The sequence below is a fragment of the Streptomyces olivochromogenes genome (genome assembly GCF_001514115.1).
Taxonomy (GTDB): Bacteria; Actinomycetota; Actinomycetes; order Streptomycetales; family Streptomycetaceae; genus Streptomyces; species Streptomyces olivochromogenes.
In genome coordinates this window covers 38,034-59,276 of the sequence record NZ_KQ948485.1, presented here as the reverse complement: position 1 = coordinate 59,276, position 21,243 = coordinate 38,034, and the positions used below count along the sequence as shown (strand labels likewise).

The window sequence follows — 21,243 nt, the reverse complement described above, 5'->3', positions numbered from 1 at the left end:
TCCGACTCACCCAGAATTTGCTGGCGGGGCACGGCCGAGACCCTTAGTTTGCTAAACAGACAGTTTTTCTATGCGGAGGCACTGGCGCCGCGCATACTGTTTCGCAAGATATTCAAGGCGAACGCCGGGAAGGTGGATCAGTGAGCAGCATGGACGCCGTATGGGTCCGGGGCGTGAACGGCATTCAGTTGCATCACGTGACCGATCTTCAGGATGCCGGCCGGTTTTTGGGCAACGCAGCGATGGCACTGCGGGCCGCACACGTAAGGACCGGCGCCGACCGGTACTCCAGCATCGCCACCGAGCTGAAGAGCCTGGTGGAGCGAGTGCGGGAACTGGAGGACGAGGCACGGTCGAGCATGCACGACCTGCACTCCACCGACCCCGAGCGGTTCGCCCGCTGCCGGGACGGTCACGAACCGTGGCCCGGTGAGATCCCGGCGGGATTCATCCCGCGCCACACGTGCAGGGACGAATGCCTCTACCACGATCATGACGTCCTCGAGGCCATCACGCAGTGCACCTGCGGCCGGCCGCCGTGCCAGGCATGCGAGATCGGCGGGAAGCTCTGAGAGGCCCGAGTTGAACGGCTGCGTCCGGGTGAGTGTGCGGGCGCGCGGCAAGTATCGCGGCGCATGCGGTGGCGTACGACAGCGGTGACGGCGGCGATCAGCAGGACGGCGGCAAGGGCGATCACCACCAGGTGTCCATGTGCGCGACCGATGATCAATATGACATATGTGGCATGTGTGACAAACTGGTAGACGTGCCATTTGGTACTGCCGGGGAACTTCTCTGCTGAACCCTTGGCGGGGAGGTCTCAGACAGGCGAGAGGAGTGCATGATGATCGCCAAGCTGCTCGGCAAGCTGTCCTTCACCCGCCACTACGGTGCGTACGGGGCCCATGAATGGGATGCGTACGCCGCCGACGACGGGGTCTGACCGCACTGTCGGCGGGCGCCCCCGAGCGCCCGCCGGCTCCCGGCCACGCTGCCGACGACATCGACCTGGACAGGTACGAGAGTCAGGCACGATCTCATGGGCCGAATGAATGAGCCGCCGCGGTTGCCCGAAGGCAGCTTCGCGGCCTGGAGCCGCGACCGGCTGGCGCTGGCGCGCCGCGGCGCCGACGAGTGCGGGGACGTCTGGCAACTGGAGCCGGGGGTCTACGTAGCCGCTACGGCCGAGCCGTGTGAAGCAGTTCTGCGCCGCGCGCAGGACTTCCCCAAGGCATCCTCGCCCCTCTTCCCGCCGTTGAAGCGGTCGAGCGGAGCACCGACGCGTGAGGAACGAGCACGCGCTCACGCCGCCCGCATGCGCGGACTGCGCCCGCAGGCGGTTGCGGCCCGGATCGGTGAGATTGCTCCCACGGCCGCTCGATTTGCTGACCAATGGCCCACGGGCCAGGACATCGAGGTTCTGCCCCCGGTCCGGCACGCCCTGGCAGAGATCGGCGTGAGCTACCTCTTCTCCGAAGACGCTCCCACCCTGCTGCCCTTTGCCTCACAGCTCTTCCTGGCCCGGGAGGTGCTCGTACGCCCCTCGCGCTGGGTATGGCCGCGCTGGATCCCCACACCGGCACGGCGGTTCCGCACACGGCAGCAAGTCGCCTTCATCAACGCTTTGCAGCCCATCGTCCGCCGGCGCCGTTCATCGGGCCGGCTCGGTGACGACATGCTGGGACAGATGCTCCGGCCCTCCGCCCACTACGGCCTACTGCCGGAAGAGGCCATCCTCGACACTCTCCCCGGAATCACCGTCGCCACCTTCGAGACACCTTCCCGGGCAGCCGGATGGATCCTGCTCCACCTGGCCCGGCACCCCCGGGCAGCGGACCGCGTCGCGGCCGAAGCCGCCTTGCTGCCCGCGGACCCGTCCGCGACGACCAGCACCGACCTCGACCGCCTGCAATACACCCAGGCGCTGGTACGCGAGGTACTGCGACTGCACCCCCCGAGCTGGCTACTGACCCGGCGCGCCAGGCGACAGACTCAGCTCGCCGGCTACACCATCGACGCCGGGTCCACCGTTCTCGTCTGCCCCTACACCGCCCACCGCGACGCACGGGAACACTCCGATCCGGACCAGTTCCAGCCCGAGCGCTGGCTCGATGACTCGGGCTCGCCGGCGAAACCCGGGGTCTTCCTCTCCTTCGGTACCGGGCCGCATGGCTGCGAGGGAGCCGCTCTGGCCATGGCGATGCTGACGCTCCTGACTGCGCAGACCGCCCGCCACTACCACCTGAGCGAACCGCCCGGACCGGAACCCAGCTACCAGGTCACCACGTTGGAAGGTCTCGCAACGGTCGGCTTGCGCCTGCGTGCCACCTTGCGCAGCTAAGGGCAGTTCTGTTTGCAGTGACAGCCCGCCTCCCTCCGCGAACAGCGAACGTCGGTCAAGTTCGAGTGCCGTTCCACACCCGCCTGAATGACCGTCATGGCTCGCCCCTCGTGTCTCGCTGGTCGAACTCGTTGGCGAGCACGCCCATCATGACGAGGTCGTGGTGCCGGCCGGCGAAGAAGACGTGTTCCCGCAAGCGCCCCTCCTCGGTGAAGCCGAGCCCACGGGTCAGTGCCAGCGATGCCTCGTTGTGGGCGAAGATCGCTCCGAGGCATTTGTGATAGCGCCGCTCGGCAAACATGAAGCGCAGCAGCAGCCCTACGGCTTCTGCGCCGTAGCCCTTGCGCCGATGGTCGGCGCCGATCATGACATCAAACTCGAACCAGCCTGAACGAGGGCCGGTGCGATGTGAGCCGACCGTGCCGACCAGCTCTCCCCTGGCCGTCGTTTCGACTGCCAACAGGAAGCGGTCGTCATCGCACGTGGCAACGGCTTGCTCCTTCGCCCAGGCGCGGTAGCTCTCGGCGGACCGCGGTAGATCCAGCCGGCTCCCTCGCAGCCCGTCATCGTCGGAGAAGCGCATGAACGCCGTCCAGTCGTCGGGCTCGACAGCGCGTAGGCGTACCCGTTCACCAGTCCAGGACGATGCCATGCCGTATTTGATCACGCTGCGGTGCGCGCGAGGCCGGGAGGCACGCCGAGGCAGGTGGTGCCCGCCGTGCTCTGTCCCACCGCTGGCTGTCGTCCTCGTCCGGAGCAGCGGGCTCGCGCAGCGGGCGCACGTCCCCGTCAGCCGGGACGGTGAGGCGGAAGCTGCAGCGGCCCGGCCATTGCCGACTCGTCAGAAGCCGGGGGCGGAGCCGGTGAAGAACCACAAGGCGGCTGTGTACCACATCAGTGCGATGGCGGCGACCAGGACGCCACCGGCGACCGGAAGCGCCCAACCGGGCAGTCGGCGGCTGCGTACCACCAGCACCTTGGCGACGAACGCGCCGTACAGGACGCAGCCCGTGATGGAGTGCACCGCCACTCGGCTGCTCGTGAAGTCAACTCCGTAGGCGGTGATGCACTGGTAAGCGATGGGCAGCGAGAGCAGAAAGGCAAGGAGGCCGATGAGCCGGTGTGTGGGGTGCACCCGGTGCGGCGCGGCCCCCGCTCCCGGTAGGCGCCGGTACATCCACAGCCCGAGCAGCAGTTGGACGATCGCGAGTGCCATCAGAGCGCTACCCAGGCGCGCCTTCAGTTCGAAGACGCCGACGCCGTGCTGCCCGAACAGGCCGCTGGTGTAGTCGGGTGTGTGCGTGCGGCCGAACGCATACACCCCGACCGCGACCGCGACCGGCAGCAAAGCGGCCAAACAGGCCGCCACCTTTCGTCCGGGACGCCGCATCCGCGCGCCCGTGTCCCCGGTCATCGGTCCCCGATCAACCGGGTTCGACCTTGTTGCCGGATGCCGTGCCCGGTGCGGGTCACTTGGGTGATGCCGTTGGAGCGTTTCGAGGTGCTGATCAGGTCCCTCCTGCCAAACGGGGCCGCCTTGGGCGTGCCGGAGGCGAGCGGCGACGGCCAGGCAGACGCGCATGCTCCGCCGCCGGTCGGCGTGGTCGACTCGACGGCCTCGGGGAGGTAGAGCGTCCGGCCGGGACAACCGCTCGCGGCAGCAAGCGGCGTGACGGGAACCGCCGGCACTGTCGCCGCGGCCATTCCTTTCATGAGCGCTCCATGGTGTCGGACGGCGCATCCAGGCAGCCGCGGGAAACGACCCCGGCGGACCTCTTCTCCCAGTTGGCCCCGGGGGCTCGGGTCCTGTCCACTCCAACTGGTCCGCCTGAGCAGACGCTGCTCCATTGGTGAGGTCCCCGTCTACCTGACTTCGGCTCGTCAGGGTGACGTCGAGACATGGGTGTTCAGCCGGTCCCACACCAGCACGATCGGCGCCCTGACGAGTTGGTGGACGCCGTCGATCAGCGCGAGCCCGGCGACCGCCGCCCCGAGCACCGCCCGCTCACCATCACGACCGGGGTGTGCCAGGGCGGGCCCCAGGTCCGTCCCATGGGCGGCCGTCGGGTGAAACCCTGCGCAATGGGCTGGTTCTCCGTCGGCGGCAACATGGGCTCCGCCGCCGCGCCCCTCATAGTCACCGCTGCGCCTGACGCCGATGGCGAGAGGTCCGTTCACCGTTCAGACGGGCACGGATCGTCTTGCGGTCCCGACCCAGGTGCGACCTCGGGTACGCGGACGCCCTGACGTCGATCGCCCATGAGTCCGCGTCAGTTCACTGACGGGGGCTCTGTGCATAGGACTTCAGACATCAGTCGCACGTACGGGCCTCCGTCCCCGCAGTCCATGGGCGATCCACTCGTCCTCCCAGGTGGGAAGGCCCCGTGGCGTCCCCACTACGGGCACGTACAACCTCAACGTCTTCCACGGCAACCAGTCCGGCGGCCCGGCGACCCAGACCCTCACCGTCGACGGCGGCTCGTCGCAGACGATCACCTACTCGCCGACGCCGAACTGGACCTACCGCTCCACGTCCGGCGCCTCGGTATCCCTGACCGCGGCCTCCACCGCGGACACCTCCTACCCGGCCACGTACGCGGACATCGTCAGAGCTCGCCCGGTGCGCCGAGGCCGGTCAGGGCGCCGACCGGGTCGAGGTCGGGGGTGCCCCGGGGCCACCAGTCCTCGTGGCCCGGTTCCGATTCGTAGGCGTACCAGAGGCCGTCGTGGCCCAGGCGGAGCTGGGCGTGGCCGCGGGGGTGGGTGAGGTGGTTGCGCCAGGGGCGGAAGGCGGGGAGGTCGGCGGCGAGGAGGAGGGGGCGGGCGCGGTCGAAACGGCCCGCGGGCGGGTCCCAGGGCTCTTCGAGGACGGTGAGCCCTTCGAGCCCGCCCTGCCGCCAGGCGGCGACCGCGCGCGCCAGGTCGGCGGGGGTACGGCCGGCGGCGGAGGCCAGCGAGGAGTAGAGGGCGCGGGTCGCGGCGGTGAGACCGGAACCGGGGCGGGCGGCGGCGAGCCGTACCGCGTCCTGCCAGAGCGTCAGCTCCGCGACCGGGTCGCGGCCCGTGGTGAGCAGCGCGTGCGCGCGGGCGGCCGCGTCCGTGGCGAGCTGGTCCAGCGCGAACGGGTCGGGGCCGCCCGGCGCGCCCGGGTAGGTCGGCGGCTGCTCGGGGTGCGCGGGGGCGGGCAGCGGCGCCGGGAGGGGCGGCAGCGCCCGGCGTGCGAGGGCGTCACGGGCCCGTACCCCGGGCAGCGGCGCCGACTGCTGTTCCTGGGCGGCGCGGGCCGCGCGGGTGGCGTTGCGGCGGGACAGCGCGTCCAGCAGCTCGCGCTCGCCCCTGCCGCGCAGCAGAAGCAGTACGAAGGGGTCCTCGTCGAGCAGGCGGGCCGTCTGGTAGCAGAGGGCGGCGGCGTGTTTGCAGGGGTGGCCGTAGTCGGGGCAGCTGCACTGGGGTGCCAGGTCGCCGGGGCCGGGAAGGAGGTCGGCTCCGCAGTCCGCGAGCGACTTGGGCATCTCCTTGTCGAGGAGCGCCGCGATGTGCCCGGGGCGCTCGGCCGCCGCGTCGAGGAAACGGGCCCAGTCGCCGTCGTCCAGCGTCCGCAGCCGGATCTGGACGCGGTACGGCCGCGGGCGGCTCCCGTGGACATAGGCCAGCACGAGTCCCGGTGTGACGGTGATGGCGTCGACATGCCCCTGGTCGGCGTACGCCCGTCCGCGCGCCAGCCGCGCCGCGTCCAGGGCCCCCTCTTCGAGGGCGCTCACCCAGGCGTTGCCCCACCAGGTCTCCGCGAAGGTGTCCGCGTGCGAGGTGCGGGCGGGGAGCGCTTCGAACGTGCGGCGCAGCTCACCGTCACGGCGCGGGGATGCCATGGAGCGCGGCACGGCGACGGCCGACGGGAGCATGCTCGGCTCACTGAGCCGGGGCTGCGTCGGGAGCGCCGGGTGGGCCGGGTTCGCCGACCTTGGGTGCCCCTTCTCGGCGTCGGTTTCGGCGTCGGTCGTGGTTGCGGTATCGGTGTTGGTGTCGATGTTGGTGTTGGTGTTGGTCTCTACGTGGGTCTTGCTGTCAGTGTCGGCGTGCGCCGGACGTCCGGTGGCGGTTGTCTCGCGCGGCGCTTCGGTGCCGGGCAGCTCGAAGGCCTCCGCGAGCACCTCTCGTACGTCCCGGACGCGGCCTCCCCGCTCCTGGTCCCGTCGGTCGCGCCGGGCCCGCACACCGGCCGCCGCACGGTCTGCCGACCGGTGCGCGCTTCCGGCTCCTTTGGTTTCCGCCGCCGTCCGCGCCTGTCGGGCCTCCGTGCGCGCCGCGCGCAGTGCCTCGCGGGCGATGTCACCGGGACGCGTGCCGGCCGCGGTCACGTCGGCGGACGGGGCGTCCGTCGTCTCCGCACGGGCGGAAGGCCGTACCGGAGCGGGTTCGGCGCCCGAGTCGGTCTCCGGATCCGGGACGGTGTCCGCACTCGGGCCCGCACCCGCACTCGGGCCCGGATGCGGACCGCTCCCCCTCGTGGCCGCCCGGCGCAGGGCCTCCCTGGCCGCGTCGCCCGGTCGGGCCGCCGGGGAGGTCACCCCGTCGGATCGCGAACCCGGCTCTTCCCCTGCCGCCGCACCCTGGGTGTCGCGCTCCCGCGCGGCCCGCAGCGCGCGACGCGCCACGTCGGCGGGGCGCGGCCCGGCCGCGGGGGCGGACGGCTCGGCGTCCGGCACGTCCACGCCCTCGGTCACCGGCCGTGCCTCCTCCTCGGCACCGCTCACGACGACCTCCGCAGTGACACGAGGTCCGACAGCTCTCGGTCGGTCAGTTCGGTCAGGGAGGCCTCTCCGGAGCCCAGGATGGCGTCGGCCAGCGCCCGCTTCGCTTCGAGCATCTCGGCGATGCGGTCCTCGACCGTGCCCTCGGTGATGAGGCGGTGGACCTGGACGGGCTGGGTCTGGCCGATGCGGTAGGCGCGGTCGGTGGCCTGTTCCTCGACGGCCGGGTTCCACCAGCGGTCGAAGTGGACGACGTGGCCCGCCCGGGTGAGGTTCAGGCCGGTGCCGGCGGCCTTGAGGGACAGCACCAGTATCGGGGTGGCCCCGCTCTGGAAGCGGTCGACCATGTGCTCGCGTTCGGCGACCGGGGTGCCGCCGTGCAGGAGCTCAACCGGGACGGCGCGCTCGGCCAGGTGGGCGGTGATCAGGCGGGCCATCCCCACGTACTGGGTGAAGACCAGTGCCGAGCCGTCCTCGGCGAGCAGTGTGTCCAGCAGCTCGTCGAGCAGGGCGAGCTTGCCGGAGCGGGCGGAGGGTCCGAGGGCGGCCGCCCTGGCGTCCTCCTTCAGGAACAGCGCCGGGTGGTTGCAGATCTGCTTGAGGGAGGTGAGGAGCTTCAGGACCAGGCCCCGGCGGGCGATGCCCTCGGTCGTCTCGATGGCGAGCATCGACTCGCGGACCACGGCCTCGTAGAGAGAGGCCTGCTCGCGGGTCAGGGGGACCGGGTGGTCCGTCTCCGTCTTGGGCGGGAGCTCGGGGACGATCCCGGGGTCGGACTTCTTGCGGCGGAGCAGGAAGGGGCGGATCAGCCGGGCCAGGCGGGCGATCGCCTCCTCGTCCTCGCCGTTCTCCACGGCGCGCGCGTGTCGGGCGCGGAAGGACTTGAGGGGTCCGAGCAGGCCGGGAGTCGTCCAGTCCAGCAGGGCCCACAGCTCGGAGAGGTTGTTCTCCACGGGGGTGCCGGTGAGGGCCACGCGCGCGGGGGACGGGATCGTCCGTAGCGCCTTCGCCGTCGCCGAGTAGGGGTTCTTGACGTGCTGGGCCTCGTCCGCGACGACCATTCCCCATGTCTGCTGGGCGAGCCGGGGCGCGGCCGAGCGCATCGTGCCGTAGGTGGTGAGGACGAAACCGCCGTCGAGGTCCTCCAGGGTGCGGTCGGGGCCGTGGAAGCGGCGGACGGGGACGCCGGGCGCGAAGCGGGTGATCTCCCGCTGCCAGTTGCCCATGAGCGATGCCGGGCAGACGACCAGGGTGGGTTCGCCGCGCTCCCGGCGCAGGTGCAGGGCGATGACGGTGATGGTCTTGCCGAGGCCCATGTCGTCGGCGAGGCAGCCGCCGAGGCCGAGCGAGGTCATGAGGTCGAGCCAGGCGAGGCCCCGCAGCTGGTAGTCCCGCAGCCGGGCCTGAAGACCCGGGGGCGGTTCGACGGGGGTGATGCCGGCCGTCAGACGGTCGCGCAGCGTGGCGAGGGCTCCGACCGGGACCGCCTCGACCGTCTCGCCGTCGACCTCCGCGGTGCCGGTGAGTGCCACGGACAGGGCGTCGACCGGGTCGAGCAGGCCCAGCTCGCGCTTGCGGGCCTTGCGGACGAGGGCGGGGTCGACGAGGACCCACTGGTCGCGCAGCCGGACGACCGGGCGGTGGGCCTCGGCGAGCGCGTCCATCTCGGCCTCGGTGAGCGGGTCGCCGCCGAGGGCCAGCTGCCAGCGGAACTGGAGCAGTTCCTCGCTCTCGAAGAATCCGGTGCCGTCCGTGGCCGAGCCGGGCGCGGGGCGCACCACCGCGGCGGCGCTGAGGTCGTGGGCCAGGTCGCGGGGCCAGTGGACGGCGACGCCGGCCGCGCCGAGGCGGGTCGCGGCGATGCCGAGCAGGTCGGAGAGCTCCTCTTCGGAGAGTGCGAGGACGTCGGGCACGTCCTGTCCGGACAGGCGGTCCAGGGGCGGCCAGACGCGGGCGGCGCGGCGTACGGCGAGCGCCGCGTCCACGCGCGCGCGGGGGCCGAAGGCCGTGTCGGCGTCGCCCGCCCACAGGGCCGCGGCGTCGACGACGAGGGTGGGGTCGGCGAGGCTGTGCACCTGGACGACGGCGGCGCCCGCGCGGAGCGCGCCCTCGCCGTCGTCGAAGAGCTGGTACGCCGACAGGTCCAGGCGGAGCGAGATCCGTACGCCCGCGTCCATGCCCGCGGCGACCTCGGCGGCCCAGTCGTGGGCTCCGGGCAGCCGCTGCGGTTCTCCGGCCGCGAAGGGTTTCCCTGAGGTGTGGGGAGCGGCGGGGGTGCGCGGCAGGGTGTCGGCGACCGCGTCCAGGAAGGAGCGCATCAGCGCTTCCGGGTCGGGCAGCCGGAGGGGGCCCTTGCCGGGGAGCGGGACGGCATGCCCTTCGTACGGAAGAGCGGCGGCCACGGCCCGCAGGTGGGCGATGTCGTCCGGGTCCAGTGGGCCCGCGCGCCAGGCGTCGTGTCCCTCGGGGGTGAGCCCGGGCAGCAGCCGGCCCCGCGCGACGAGCCGCAGCGCGTGCAGCGCGGCCGCGCCCCAGCAGGTCGTGGCCGGATGAGCGGCGCGGTCGTGGCGGGCCCCGGCGAGCAGCGGGAGGGCCTCGGCGATCGGCAGGGTCAGCGCGGGGACGGTGCCGCGGCGGGCTCCCGAGCCGTGCGGTCGTACCACCGTCAGCTCGGTCGGCTCGGCGGACGGCGTGTTCTCGGCGGGCGACACGCTCCCGGCGCCGGGGGGCAGCGGCCCGCCGTCCGGGTCCCAGAAGGCGACGCGCCCCTGGCGGGGCACGGGAGCGGGCAGGAAGACGGCGGCAAGCCGCATCGGTACAGCCGTTTCGGTCTTCACGGCCTCGTCGCCCATACGTCCGGTCACCTCCCGCCCCTCGGTCGAATCAGTTGTCTTCGACTCTACGGGCGGGCTCTGACAATCGGTCCCGACGGTGGCCCCGGCGCGGGGCCGGGGCGGCTCAGGGGATCGTGCGGGAGACGACGTAGACCATGGCGCGCCCGGGCTGGGGCCAGTTCACGACGATGTCCTGGGTGGGCGCCGGGTCCTTCTGTTCGTGGGCGAGGCCCCACCACGAGCCGGGGCCCGTGAACTTCCAGCCGACGACCTTCTGGTCGCGGGCACTGATGGCGATGTCGTTCTTGCGCAGTTTGTCCCGGCTGGTGCCGATCTCTGCGAGGAACTGCTCCAGGCCCGGGCCGTTGGTGGCGAACTGCACGTAGAAGCGGCTGGTCTTCCAGTTGTTCGTCTCGTAGGAGGCGACGGCGACGGCGTTCAGCGGGATGGGCACCTGGTAGAGGCGGCGCTGGACGCGCGAGGGCCAGCCCACGGTGAGGCCGGTCGCCGAGTACTTCTCCTCCTTCTGCTTGCCGCTGTCGCGGCTCTGATTGGCGGAGATCACCAGGTAGCCGGCCGGGACGCCGATGAGCAGCACGATGATCAGCAGCGTCAGGGCACGGCGGCGGAACTTGTGGCGCGGGTCCTCCGGCGGGCGCCGGGGCTCGTCCGGAGGTGAGGCCTGGCGCGGCAGCGAGGCCGTCACAGCGTCCCCTGGGTCGTACGGCGGGACTCGGAGTAGCGCTCGTACCGCTCGTAGCGCTCCACACGGCGGCGCTTGGCGCGGCGGAAGCGGCGGGCGACGAGGCGGGCGAGGTCGGCGGCGCCGACCATGCCGGCCTCGGGGCCGAGCTGAGCGCGGGCGATGCGGGCCTCGGGGCGGTAGCCGCGGCCCGTCAGGTGGCGGCGGAAGGCGTCGCGCGCGGGGCCGATGAGGAGGTCGTCGGCCGCGCTGACGCCGCCGCCGATGACGAAGCAGGAGGGGTCAAGGGCCGCCGCCAGGTTGGCGATGCCGACGCCGAGCCACTGGCCGATGTCCTGGAGCAGCTCGACGCACATGGCGTCGCCCTCGCGGGCGAGCTCGGTGATCATCGGGCCGGTGATGTCGCCGATGTTGCCCTTGACGTGCTCGATGATCCCGTACGCGACCGGGGAGTCCGCGGCGGCGAGTTCGCGGGCCTCGCGGACCAGCGCGTTGCCCGAGCTGTACTGCTCCCAGCAGCCGCGGTTGCCGCACGCGCAGCGGTGGCCGCCGGGGACCACCTGCATATGGCCGAACTCGCCCGCGACGCCGAACTTGCCGCGCTTGACCTGGCCGTCCTCCAGCAGCGCGCCGCCGATGCCGGTGCCGAGCGTGATCATGACGAGGTTGTCCTCGCCACGGCCCGCGCCGAACCGCCACTCCGCCCAGGCGGCGGTGTTGGCGTCGTTGTCCACCAGGACGGGAACGGCGAGCCGTCCGGCGAGACGGTCGCGCAGGGGCTCGTTGCGCCAGGACAGGTGGGGAGCGAACAGGATGCGGTTGCGCTCGGCGTCGACCCAGCCTGCCGCACCGATGCCCACGGCGTGCACGTCGTGCCGGTCCGAGAGGTCCAGGACCAGCTCCACGATGGTGTCCTCGACGACCTTGGGGCTCTTGGACTTGTCCGGCGTCTCGGCGCGGAGCTTCTCCAGGATGTTGCCGTCGGCGTCGACGACGCCCGCCATCACCTTCGTGCCGCCGATGTCGATACCGACGGTGGGGACGCGGGGTGCCGTCAGGTGGGAACGGCGTTCACGCGTCCCTACGGTCCGCAGGACGGTGGCCCGCGCGGAGCCGCGGTGTGCGAGGTCGCGGTAGGTGCTCATCGGGCCGATTCTGCCTCACCGTGCCAGGGGGGCGCATGGCGGAGTCCCCCCTGAGCTCTCCAGGGCGCTCCGCCGGAGCGCCCTGGAGAGCCTTGGGCCGCCTGTGAGCTGCGGGCCGTATGTGGCTGGTCGCACAGTTCCCCGCGCCCCCTAGGAGGCGCTCCTTAAGAAGCGCTCCGCTCCAGCTCGTGCCGGAGGTCGTCCAGCTCGCTGCCGCCCGCCATCTGGCGGGTCAGCTCGTCGAGGGTGATCTCGTCGCGGGTGTGGCTGCCGAACATGGCGCCGCGCTTCAGGAGGACGAAACGGTCGCCCACCAGATACGCGTGGTGCGGGTTGTGAGTGATGAGAACCACGCCGAGGCCGGCGTCCCGCGCGGCGGCCACGTACTTGAGGACGACGCCGGACTGCTTCACGCCGAGCGCGGCGGTGGGCTCGTCGAGGACGAGGACCTTGGCGCCGAAGTGGACGGCGCGGGCGATCGCCACGCACTGGCGCTCACCGCCGGAGAGCGTGCCGATGGGCTGGTCGACGTCACGCAGGTCGATGCCCATGCGCAGCAGCTCCGCGTGGGTGGTCCTGCGCATGCGGTCGACGTCCATGCGCTTGAAGGGGCCCGTGCCCCTCGACAGCTCGGAGCCGAGGAAGAAGTTCCGCCACACCGGCATCAGCGGGACCACGGCGAGGTCCTGGTACACGGTGGCGATACCCCGGTCCAGGGCCTCGCGCGGGGAGGTGAGCCGGGTCTCCTCGCCCTCGATGCTCAGGGTGCCCGCGTCGTGCTGGTGCAGGCCCGCGATGATCTTGATCAGCGTGGACTTGCCCGCGCCGTTGTCGCCGAGCACGCACGAGATCTCCCCCGCGTGCACCACCAGCGAGACGCCTTCGAGGGCTCGGATGTTGCCGTAGTACTTGCTGACGTCGTCGAGTTCGACGAGCGCCGCGCGTTCCGTGGCGGCCGTGCCGGTCGTCTTTCCCGCGTCCGTCGTCATGCCGTCGCCGTCCGTCGTCATGCCGTCGCCTCCGCGCGCTTGCGGACCCAGTGGTTGAGCAGGGTCGCCAGGAGCAGCATCACTCCCAGGAAGAACTTGAACCAGTCCGGGTTCCACTCGGCGAACACGATGCCCTTGCTCACCATGCCGAAGATCAGCGCGCCGACCGCCGCGCCGACCGCGGAGCCGTAGCCGCCGGTGATCAGACAGCCGCCGATGACGGCCGCGATGATGTAGATCAGCTCGTTGCCGACGCCCTCGCCGGACTGCACGACGTCGAACGAGAACAGCAGGTGCTGTCCGGAGATCCAGGCGCCGAAGGCGACACCCATGTAGAGGCCGATCTTCGTCTTGTTGACCGGGACGCCGACCGCGCGGGCCGCTTCCTCGCCACCGCCGACGGCGTAGATCCAGTTGCCGAAGCGGGTGCGCAGCAGGATCCAGGTGGCGACGACGACCAAGGCCAGCCACCACAGGATGGTGATCTTGAAGTCGACGCCGCCGATGGTGAGCGTCGAGGCGAAGACGTCCCTGGCCGAGGAGAAGCCCTGCATGTCGGAGATCGACTTCGTGGACACCGTGCCGCTGATCAGCTTGGTGAAGCCGAGGTTCATACCGGTCAGCATCAGGAAGGTACCGAGCGTGATGATGAAGCTCGGCGGGTCCGTGCGGGTCAGCATGACGCCGTTGAAGACGCCGATCGCCAGCGTGACGACCAGCGAGACGAGGACGCCGACCCAGACGTTCGCGGTCATCTGGTAGCTGAACATCGAGGAGATCAGCGCGGAGCTGGTCACCATGACGCCCGCGGAGAGGTCGAACTCGCCGCCGATCATCAGCAGCGCGACCGGTACGGCCATGATGCCGATCGTCGAGGAGGCGTACAGCACCGTGCTGAGGCTCGCGGCCCGTACGAAGCTGTCGGCGAAGATCGCGAAGAAGAGGAAGACCGCGATCGCGCCGACCACGGAGCCGAGCTCGGGCCGGCCCATGAGTCTGCGCAGGGGCGAGGTCTTCAGGAGGCGCTCGTCGACCTTGGTGTCGGGCGACGGCGCGGGTGCAGGCGCAGTGGCGCTCATCGGGTCCCCCGCTTGGTGTACTCCTCGAGCGCGGCGGCCTGATCCTTGGTGATGATCTGCGGGCCGGTGAGGACCGGCTTGCCGCCGCCGAGGACATCGGCGTTGTACTTGTAGAGCCACAGCAGGTCCACGGCCTCGTACCCCTGGAGGTAGGGCTGCTGGTCGACCGCGAAGCCGAGTGTGCCGTCCTTGAGCTCCGAGGCCACCTTCGCGTTGAGGTCGAAGGTGTCGATCTCGGCCTTGCTGCCCGCGTCGGCCTTCGCCTTCACCGCGGTGTCCGCGTACGGGGCGCCGAGCGTGACGACCGTGTCGATGGACTTGTCGGCCTGCAGCTTGGCGCCGATGGAGGACTGTACGTCGGGCATGCTGGTGCCCTGGACGTAGAGGTTCTCCACGGTGCCGTGGAAGGTGCTCTTGACGCCCGCGCAGCGCTGCTCGTGACCGACGTTGCCCTGCTCGTGCAGGATGCACAGGGCCTTCTTGCGGCCCCGCTTGTTCAGCTCCTCGCCCACCGCCTCACCGGCGATCGTCTCGTCCTGCCCGATGTGCGCGAGCGCGCCGAACGCCTTGGACTGCTCGGAGCCGGAGTTCACCGTGATCACGGGAATGCCGGCCTTCTCGGCACGCGCGACGGCGGCCTTCATCGCGTCCGGCTTGGCCAGCGTGACGATGATGCCGTCGACCTGCTTGTCCACGGCGGCGTCGACGAGCTGCGCCTGCTGCTGCGCCTCGGCGTTGTGCGAGTACAGGAAGTTGATGTTGTCCTTGACCGCGGCCTGCTTGGCGCCGTTCTGCACGATGTCCCAGAACGTGTCGCCATCGCCCGAATGGGTGATCATCGCGAAGGTCCACTTGGGCGTGTTCACCGCGGCCCTGCCCTGGGCCGCCGCCGCCTTACGGGCATCCTCGGCCCGCTTCCCGCCGGTGCTGCTGCATCCCGCGAGGGACACCCCCAGCGCCCCTGCGAGCGCGATGCTTACCCAGGTCCGAGTCCGTGCCACGAGGCCGTGCCCTTCTTGCTGTGTTCCTTGGTGCGCCGGGGCCCGCGAAGCGGCCCGGCGGGCCGTTCCGCAGGCCCCGGGGGCCGACATCTCGCCGGCCCCAAACGCCCAAGTATCGAACACTGGGATCGTGCACCCCATCAGCGGGTCCCGCGCGCGGTGTACTTCCCGAGGGTCGAGGCGTCCTTCTCGGTGATGATGGCCGGGCCGGTCAGGACCGTCTTGCCGCCGCCGAGGATGTCGCCGTTGGTCTTGTAGAGCCACAGCATGTCGATGGCCTCGTACCCCTGGAGGTAGGGCTGCTGGTCGACCGCGAAGCCGACCTCCTTGGCCTGGAGGCGCTTGACCACCTCGGCGTTCAGGTCGAAGGTGTCTATCTCCGCCTTGCTGCCCGCGTCGGCCTTGGCCTTCACCGCGACGGCGGCGATCGGGGCACCCAGGGTGACGACGGCGTCGATGCCCTTGGTGGCCTGGAGCTTCGCCTCGATGGAGGACTGGGTGGCGGGGGCGTTGGTGCCGTCGACGTTGAGGTTCTCGACCGTGCCCTTGAAGGTCTTCTTCACGCCCGCGCAGCGCTGCTCCAGCGAGACGTTGCCCTGCTCGTGGATGACGCAGACGGCCTTCTTCAGGCCCCGGTTGTTCAGCTCCTCGCCGACGGCCTCACCGGCGACCGACTCGTCCTGGCCGAAGTGCGCGAGCGCCCCGAACTGCTTGGAGAACTCGGCACCGGAGTTGATCGTGACGACCGGGATGCCCGCCTGCTCGGCCTTGGCGAGGACGTCCTTCATGGCATCGGGCTTGGCCAGGGTGACGACGATCCCGTCGACCTTCTTGTCGATGGCGGCCTGAACGAGCTGGGCCTGCCCGCCCGCTTCCTTGTCGTTCGAGTACAGGAAGTCGACGTTGTCCTTGCTCGCCGCCTGCTTGGCTCCGCTCTGCACGATGTCCCAGAAGGTGTCGCCCTCGCCGGAGTGCGTCACCATCGCGATCTTCAGACGGGGCGTACTCGCGGCCTTGCCACCGCTCCCGCCGGCGCTCGCCTTGTTCTCGGAGTCCTTGCCACCGGAGTTGCTGCAGCCGGCCGCGAGCGCGATCACTGCGATCACCGCCGCTGCCGTTCGGGCTGTACGCATGGTCGGAACACCCTCTTTTCCGCCGCACCTTTGCGGCTGAGGGGAGTTCTAGCTTTGCGCCCGCACACCAGTCAATGGACTTTTTAGAACATTCCTACGATTCAAATTCGGCCTCGCCGAAGCCGATTCACCACCCCTTCACGACCGCTTCACGGCCGCACGAGGAGCTGGAATTCGAAGGAATAGCGCGAGGCGCGGTACATGTGACTGCCGAACTCCACCGCACGTCCGGTGTCGTCGAAGGTGGTCCGCTGCATGGTGAGCAGCGGTGCCCCCTCGGGCTCACCGAGCCGCTCTCCCTCCTCCGCGGTGGCCGCACGGGCGCCGACGGACTGGCGGGCGCTGTGCAGCGTGATGCCCGCGGCCCGCATCAGCCGGTACAGACCGGTGGCCTCCATCTGCTCGCTGTCCAGCTCCAGCAGCTCCGGGGGCAGATAGTTGCAGAGGTACGCCATCGGCTCCCCGTGGGCGAGCCGCAACCGCTCCACCCGGTGCACGTCACTGCCCTCGGCCACGCCCAGAGCGGCCGCGACCTCGGCGGACGCCGGTACGACGGTGTTGACGAGCACCCGGGTCGCGGGACGCTGCCCGGCCGCCTCCAGGTCGTCGTACAGACTGCTGAGCTCCAGGGGCCGCTTGACCTGGCTGTGCACGACCTGGGTGCCGACACCGCGGCGGCGCACCAGCAGACCCTTGTCGACGAGGGACTGGATGGCCTGGCGGACCGTGGGACGGGACAGCCCGAGGCGCCCCGCGAGCTCGATCTCGTTGCCGAGAAGGCTGCCCGGGGTCAGGGTCCCGTGCTCGATCGCCGCCTCCAGCTGTTGGGACAGCTGGAAGTACAGCGGGACCGGGCTGCTGCGGTCGACGCTGAGCTGGAGCGACACGGTCGGATCCTCTTCTGGTTTCGGCACGGGCCGAGCGTAGCTCCGGGAGATGTTGACGGGAAGTTGTGTAGTTCGATTGTCCGGACAAAGCATTGACAGCGCGCCTGGTGGGCCCTCACTTTGTTCCCATGCGCATCGGACTTATCGGAACGGGTCGTATCGGCACATTTCACGCGACCGTTCTCAACCGCCACCGCGAGGTCGGCTCCCTCATCGTCACGGACGCGGACTCGGTGAGGGCGCATGCGGTCGCGGACCGGTTGGGCGCGACGGCGGCGCCCAGCGTGGACGAGATCTTCACCTGGGGTGTGGACGCCGTGGTGATCACGGCGGCCACCTCGGCGCACGGCGAACTGATCGGCAGGGCAGCGCGCATGGGGCTCCCGGTGTTCTGCGAGAAGCCCATCGCCGTCGATCTGCCCGGCACGCTGTCCGCGCTCGCCGAGGTCGACGCGGCCCGCACGGTCCTGCAGCTGGGTTTCCAGCGCCGCTTCGACACGGGCTACGCGACCGCGCGCGAGGCGGTGCGCTCGGGGCGGCTCGGACGGCTGCACACGATCCGCGCGATGACCTCCGACCAGTCGCCGCCCCCGGCCGCGTACCTCCCGATCTCCGGCGGCATGTACCGCGACTGCCTCGTCCATGACTTCGACATGCTGCGCTGGATCACCGGCCGCGAGGTCGTCGAGGTGTACGCGATGGGCTCCGACGCCGGGCCCTCGATGTTCCGTGAGGCGCATGACATCGACACGGCCGCCGCCGTCCTCACCCTGGACGACGGCACGCTCGCCACGGCGACCGCGACCCGGCTGAACGGCGCGGGCTACGACGTACGCATGGAGCTGGCCGGCGAGCTGGACCAGATCGGCGTCGGCCTGGACGACCGTACGCCGATCGCCTCCACCGAACCGGCCGGACCACCGGCCGCCGACAAGCCGTGGACCGGTTTCCTGGAGCGCTTCGGCCCTGCCTACGAGGCCGAGCTCGCCGCCTTCGTCGACGTCGTGCGCGGCGAACGCGCCAACCCCTGCGACGGGCAGGAGGCCCTGCACGCACTGCGCATCGCCGAGGCCTGCGAGCTGTCGCGGCTGGAGAGACGCCCGGTGTATCTGGCGGAGATCCCCGGCAGACGGGACTGAGCGGACACGTCGGTGCCGCCGCCCACCCGAAGCCGCACCACCATCACCCCTCACCCCTCCACTCACCCCCACGCACCACCACTCACCAGCGCACCGGCAGGCTGCGCAGACCGCGCATCAGCATGCCGGAGAGCCAGTCACCAGGGGGCCCGTCCAGCGCGAGATCCGGGCATCTCTCCAGCAGGGAGCGCAGCGCGACCCGGGCTTCGAGACGGGCCAGCGGCGCGCCGAGGCAGTAGTGGATGCCGTGCCCGAAGGAGAGATGGCCCTGCGGGGCGCGGTGGAGGTCGAAGCGGTCCGGATCCGGGCAGTGCGCCCCGTCATGGTTCGCGGCGTCGAGCCCGATCATCACCTGGTCACCCGACGCGATGGCCCTGCCACCGATCTCCAACGGCTCCGCCGCATAGCGGTACGTCGCCGTCTCGACCGGTCCCTCGAAGCGCAGCACCTCCTCCACCGCGCCGTCGAGGAGCGTCATGTCGGCCCGCAGCGCGGCCAGTTGGCCGGGGTGGGTGAGCAGGGCGTACACACCGTTCGTGATCAAGTTGACCGTGGTCTCGTGGCCCGCGACCAGCAGGATGAACGCCATCCCGCGCAACTCGTCGCGGGAGAGCCGGTCGCCGTCCTCGGCCCGGGTGCGGATGAGGTCGCTCAGGAGGTCGTCGCCGGGTGCCGTGCACCGCTTGTCCTCGATCAGCTCATCGAGATAGGCGGCCAGCTGCCGGACGGCGGCCAGCTCGGAATCGCCGTCGGTCGGCGTCACGATCTCGTTCGACATCGCGCGGAACGCCACCCGGTCGATGTCCGGGACGCCGAGCAGCTCGCAGATGACGGTGATCGGCAGCGGATAGGCGAACGAGTCGACGAGGTCGGCGCCCCCCTTCGGCAGCATCTCGTCCAGCAGTTCGTCGGTGATCTGCTGGACGCGCGGGCGCAGCGCCTCCACCCGCCGCATGGTGAACGCGCCCGTGACGAGGGAGCGCAGCCGGGTGTGCTCCGGCGGGTCGGCGATCAGCACATAGCGGCCCATCAACTCCTCTTCGAGCGAGCTCCACCCCCCTCTCCTCGGGTCCTTGGAGAGCCTCGGGTCGGCGAGCGCGGCCCGCGCCTCCTCGTACCCGACGACGAGCCAGCCCTCGTACGCACCCGGCTGCGGTGTCCGCACCCAGTGGACGGGGCCGCGCTCGCGCAGCTCCGCGTACACCGGATACGGGTTCCTCGTGAACCCCTCGCCGTACTCCCCCAGGTCGATCATGGTTCCCCTCCCGTTGTCCTTCCAACGCACGGGCCCCACGCTCAGTGCCCGTCGTCTCCCTCCAGAAGTCCCGCGTCGTACGTCAACAGGGCGATCTGCACACGGTTGTTGAGGCTCAGCTTGGCGAGGATCCGCGAGACATGGGTCTTGACGGTGGCGACGCTCATGTACAGCTCGGCGGCGATCTCGGCATTGGAGGAGCCCCGGCCGACGCCCACGGCGACCTCGCGTTCACGGTCGTTGAGCGTGCCGATCCGGTCCCGGGCGCCGCTACGCCGCCCGCCCGGCGTCCCACCGGCCGCGTGCTCCATCAACTGGCGGGTGACGGCGGGCGAGAGCACGGGATCACCGGCCGCGACCCGGCGTACCGCGTCGAGGATCTCCACAGGCGGCGTGTCCTTGAGGACGAACCCGGCGGCACCCGCGCGCAGCGCCCGCAACACCTGGTCGTCGGCGTGAAACGTGGTGAGGACCACGATCTGCGGCGCGTCCTCGCGCCCCCGCAGCCGTTCGGTGGCCGTGATTCCGTCGATCACCGGCATCCGGATGTCCATCAGGACGACGTCCGGGCGGGTGCGGTCGACGAGCGCCTCGACCTCGCCGCCGTCCGCGGCCTCGCCGACGATCTCGATGTCGTCGGCGCCGCCCATCATGAAGGACAGGCCGGCCCTGACCAGCGGATCGTCGTCGACGAGAAGCAGCCGGATCGCATTCATGGTGCCTACCGTAGGTGCCCGCCAGGGCATTACCCACGCCTCGGCCGCGACGAACGACTACCGTCGGCCGCCAGGACAGTCTCGACGGGGTCGCTCCCAGGAGTGAGGAGTTCAGTGCGCTATCGGCTCTTGGGCAGGACCGGCCTACGCGTCTCGGAGCTGTTCCTCGGTGCCATGACGTTCGGGGAACAGGGCGGGGTGGGAGCGCCGAAGGAGGAGTGCGCGCGGATCCTCGACACGTACGCGGAGGCGGGCGGCAACGTGGTGGACACGGCCGTCAACTACCGCGGCGGCGCCAGCGAGGAGATCGTGGGGGAGTTACTCAGAGGCCGACGTGACCGTTTCGTCCTCTCCACCAAGTACACCGTCTCCCGTGACGGCACCGACCCGAACGCCGCCGGGAACCACCGCAAGAACCTCGCTCTCTCCCTGGAGACGAGCCTGCGGCGCCTCGACACGGACTACATCGACGTCTACTGGGTGCACATCTGGGACCGGAACACACCGGTCGAGGAGACCATGCGCGCCCTGGACGACGCCGTACGGTCCGGCAAGGTCCTGTACGTGGGTATCTCGGACGCGCCGGCCTGGGTGGTCTCGCGAGCCAACACCCTTGCCGAGTGGCGGGGTTGGTCCCCCTTCGCCGCGCTCCAGGTGCCCTACAGCCTGCTCAGCCGCGACGCGGAGCGCGAGCTCCTCCCCATGGCGGAGACCCTCGGCATGTCAGTGGCCGCGTGGAGCCCGCTGCACAACGGCGTCCTGTCGGGCAAGTACACACGTCCGGGCGGCATAGCCCCCGGCACGGCGACCCGCCTCTCCCCCGAGGCGATCGGTGAACTCGAACGGACCGTGGCCGAAGCGGTCCAGTCGGCGGCCGACGAACTCGGCGCCTCCCCCGCCCAGGTGGCCATCGCCTGGACCATGGCCCACTCCCCCACCGTCCACCCCATCGTCGGCGCCCGCCACGTCACCCAGCTCACCGACAACCTGGGCGCAAGCGAACTCACCCTCCCCGACCACATACTGACCAACCTGGAGGAGGCCACCGCCTTCCGCACAGGCTTCCCGACGGACTTCATCAACGAAACAGCAAGCTGGGTATACGGCACCGCAGGCCACCGAGTAGTCCCCCGCACCCCGTGACACACCCGCAGCCGCAATACGACGCAAGGGGCCGTGGCGGTGCGTCGCAAGCCCGTCGCTCACGTTCGGACGAGCAGCGGCTCGCTTCCCGGCCCACGTCTGATCCGGCGGCGACGGGCTCGACGCA

17 protein-coding genes and 1 pseudogene are annotated in these 21,243 nt (G+C 70.8%); 4 read left to right on the top strand and 14 right to left on the bottom strand.

What is annotated here, in order from left to right; translation table 11 throughout:
• Positions 1 to 149 precede the first annotated feature (149 nt).
• Both AQJ27_RS47295 and AQJ27_RS47290 read left to right on the top strand, forming a co-directional pair.
• A complete protein-coding gene (locus tag AQJ27_RS47295; RefSeq protein ID WP_067384217.1) occupies positions 150 to 572 on the top strand; it encodes a hypothetical protein in 423 nt (140 codons plus the stop codon).
• 476 nt (positions 573 to 1,048) lie between these two features.
• A complete protein-coding gene (locus AQJ27_RS47290) occupies positions 1,049 to 2,341 on the top strand; it encodes a cytochrome P450 (RefSeq protein WP_079065836.1) in 1,293 nt (430 codons plus the stop codon).
• Positions 2,342 to 2,435: 94 nt separating this feature from the next.
• Here the strand turns inward: AQJ27_RS47290 and AQJ27_RS47285 are convergent, their stop codons facing one another.
• The 12 genes and pseudogenes from AQJ27_RS47285 to AQJ27_RS47235 form a co-directional block, all read right to left on the bottom strand.
• Positions 2,436 to 3,008 (bottom strand): GNAT family N-acetyltransferase, encoded by a 573-nt coding sequence (locus tag AQJ27_RS47285; protein ID WP_425275286.1) that lies wholly within the window; start codon positions 3,006 to 3,008, stop codon positions 2,436 to 2,438.
• A 174-nt stretch (positions 3,009 to 3,182) separates the two neighbouring features.
• Complete coding sequence (locus AQJ27_RS47280; RefSeq protein WP_079065835.1) at positions 3,183 to 3,755, bottom strand: DUF6529 family protein; 573 nt, start codon at positions 3,753 to 3,755, stop codon at positions 3,183 to 3,185.
• A gap of 479 nt (positions 3,756 to 4,234) precedes the next feature.
• Positions 4,235 to 4,404 (bottom strand): annotated as a pseudogene (locus AQJ27_RS60620) (IS630 family transposase); the annotation flags it as partial.
• Positions 4,405 to 4,947: 543 nt separating this feature from the next.
• A complete protein-coding gene (locus AQJ27_RS47275) occupies positions 4,948 to 7,095 on the bottom strand; it encodes an SWIM zinc finger family protein (RefSeq protein WP_079065833.1) in 2,148 nt (715 codons plus the stop codon).
• Positions 7,092 to 9,944: a DEAD/DEAH box helicase gene (locus AQJ27_RS47270; RefSeq protein WP_067384211.1), complete on the bottom strand. Its 2,853-nt coding sequence runs from the start codon at positions 9,942 to 9,944 to the stop codon at positions 7,092 to 7,094. Before AQJ27_RS47270 ends, AQJ27_RS47275 begins: the two co-directional genes overlap by 4 nt.
• A 106-nt stretch (positions 9,945 to 10,050) precedes the next feature.
• On the bottom strand, positions 10,051 to 10,632 hold the full coding sequence (locus AQJ27_RS47265) for a sugar kinase (protein ID WP_067384208.1): 582 nt from the start codon (positions 10,630 to 10,632) through the stop codon (positions 10,051 to 10,053).
• Positions 10,629 to 11,774, bottom strand: a complete 1,146-nt coding sequence (locus AQJ27_RS47260) for an ROK family glucokinase (RefSeq protein WP_067384206.1) — start codon at positions 11,772 to 11,774, stop codon at positions 10,629 to 10,631. Before AQJ27_RS47260 ends, AQJ27_RS47265 begins: the two co-directional genes overlap by 4 nt.
• Positions 11,775 to 11,938: 164 nt before the next feature.
• Complete coding sequence (locus AQJ27_RS47255; protein ID WP_067384241.1) at positions 11,939 to 12,763, bottom strand: ATP-binding cassette domain-containing protein; 825 nt, start codon at positions 12,761 to 12,763, stop codon at positions 11,939 to 11,941.
• 17 nt (positions 12,764 to 12,780) lie between these two features.
• Complete coding sequence (locus tag AQJ27_RS47250; RefSeq protein ID WP_067384203.1) at positions 12,781 to 13,842, bottom strand: ABC transporter permease; 1,062 nt, start codon at positions 13,840 to 13,842, stop codon at positions 12,781 to 12,783.
• Entirely contained in the window at positions 13,839 to 14,843 is a 1,005-nt protein-coding gene (locus AQJ27_RS47245; protein ID WP_067384200.1) for a sugar ABC transporter substrate-binding protein, read from the bottom strand. The genes AQJ27_RS47250 and AQJ27_RS47245 overlap by 4 nt, the downstream gene beginning before the upstream one ends.
• A 140-nt stretch (positions 14,844 to 14,983) precedes the next feature.
• Positions 14,984 to 15,976, bottom strand: coding sequence for a sugar ABC transporter substrate-binding protein (locus tag AQJ27_RS47240; protein ID WP_067384197.1), 993 nt, complete (start codon positions 15,974 to 15,976; stop codon positions 14,984 to 14,986).
• 149 nt (positions 15,977 to 16,125) lie between these two features.
• Positions 16,126 to 16,863, bottom strand: coding sequence for a GntR family transcriptional regulator (locus tag AQJ27_RS47235; protein WP_060898451.1), 738 nt, complete (start codon positions 16,861 to 16,863; stop codon positions 16,126 to 16,128).
• A gap of 128 nt (positions 16,864 to 16,991) precedes the next feature.
• Between AQJ27_RS47235 and AQJ27_RS47230 the strand changes: the two genes are divergently transcribed.
• Positions 16,992 to 18,002 (top strand): Gfo/Idh/MocA family protein, encoded by a 1,011-nt coding sequence (locus AQJ27_RS47230; RefSeq protein ID WP_067384194.1) that lies wholly within the window; start codon positions 16,992 to 16,994, stop codon positions 18,000 to 18,002.
• A gap of 82 nt (positions 18,003 to 18,084) precedes the next feature.
• Here AQJ27_RS47230 and AQJ27_RS47225 read toward each other — a convergent pair whose 3' ends face one another.
• Complete coding sequence (locus tag AQJ27_RS47225; protein WP_067384191.1) at positions 18,085 to 19,257, bottom strand: cytochrome P450 family protein; 1,173 nt, start codon at positions 19,255 to 19,257, stop codon at positions 18,085 to 18,087.
• Between the two features lie 41 nt (positions 19,258 to 19,298).
• Positions 19,299 to 19,973 carry a response regulator transcription factor gene (locus AQJ27_RS47220; RefSeq protein ID WP_079065832.1) on the bottom strand — a complete coding sequence of 225 codons (675 nt, stop codon included), beginning with the start codon at positions 19,971 to 19,973 and terminating at the stop codon, positions 19,299 to 19,301.
• A gap of 114 nt (positions 19,974 to 20,087) precedes the next feature.
• On the opposite strand from AQJ27_RS47220, the gene AQJ27_RS47215 reads away from it, so the two are divergent.
• The gene (locus AQJ27_RS47215) at positions 20,088 to 21,116 is read left to right on the top strand and encodes an aldo/keto reductase (protein WP_067384185.1); all 1,029 of its coding nucleotides are present in this window, start codon (positions 20,088 to 20,090) and stop codon (positions 21,114 to 21,116) included.
• Positions 21,117 to 21,243 lie beyond the last annotated feature (127 nt).

What these genes read in the sequence shown, in the direction of transcription:
- AQJ27_RS47225 (WP_067384191.1), bottom strand. Translation starts at nt 19,257, where the DNA reads ATGATCGACCTGGGGGAGTACGGCGAGGGGTTCACGAGGAACCCGTAT.
- AQJ27_RS47230 (WP_067384194.1), top strand. Translation starts at nt 16,992, where the DNA reads ATGCGCATCGGACTTATCGGAACGGGTCGTATCGGCACATTTCACGCG.
- AQJ27_RS47220 (WP_079065832.1), bottom strand. Translation starts at nt 19,973, where the DNA reads ATGAATGCGATCCGGCTGCTTCTCGTCGACGACGATCCGCTGGTCAGG.
- AQJ27_RS47270 (WP_067384211.1), bottom strand. Translation starts at nt 9,944, where the DNA reads ATGGGCGACGAGGCCGTGAAGACCGAAACGGCTGTACCGATGCGGCTT.
- AQJ27_RS47250 (WP_067384203.1), bottom strand. Translation starts at nt 13,842, where the DNA reads ATGAGCGCCACTGCGCCTGCACCCGCGCCGTCGCCCGACACCAAGGTC.
- AQJ27_RS47280 (WP_079065835.1), bottom strand. Translation starts at nt 3,755, where the DNA reads ATGACCGGGGACACGGGCGCGCGGATGCGGCGTCCCGGACGAAAGGTG.
- AQJ27_RS47240 (WP_067384197.1), bottom strand. Translation starts at nt 15,976, where the DNA reads ATGCGTACAGCCCGAACGGCAGCGGCGGTGATCGCAGTGATCGCGCTC.
- AQJ27_RS47295 (WP_067384217.1), top strand. Translation starts at nt 150, where the DNA reads ATGGACGCCGTATGGGTCCGGGGCGTGAACGGCATTCAGTTGCATCAC.
- AQJ27_RS47260 (WP_067384206.1), bottom strand. Translation starts at nt 11,774, where the DNA reads ATGAGCACCTACCGCGACCTCGCACACCGCGGCTCCGCGCGGGCCACC.
- AQJ27_RS47290 (WP_079065836.1), top strand. Translation starts at nt 1,049, where the DNA reads ATGAATGAGCCGCCGCGGTTGCCCGAAGGCAGCTTCGCGGCCTGGAGC.
- AQJ27_RS47255 (WP_067384241.1), bottom strand. Translation starts at nt 12,763, where the DNA reads ATGACGACGGACGCGGGAAAGACGACCGGCACGGCCGCCACGGAACGC.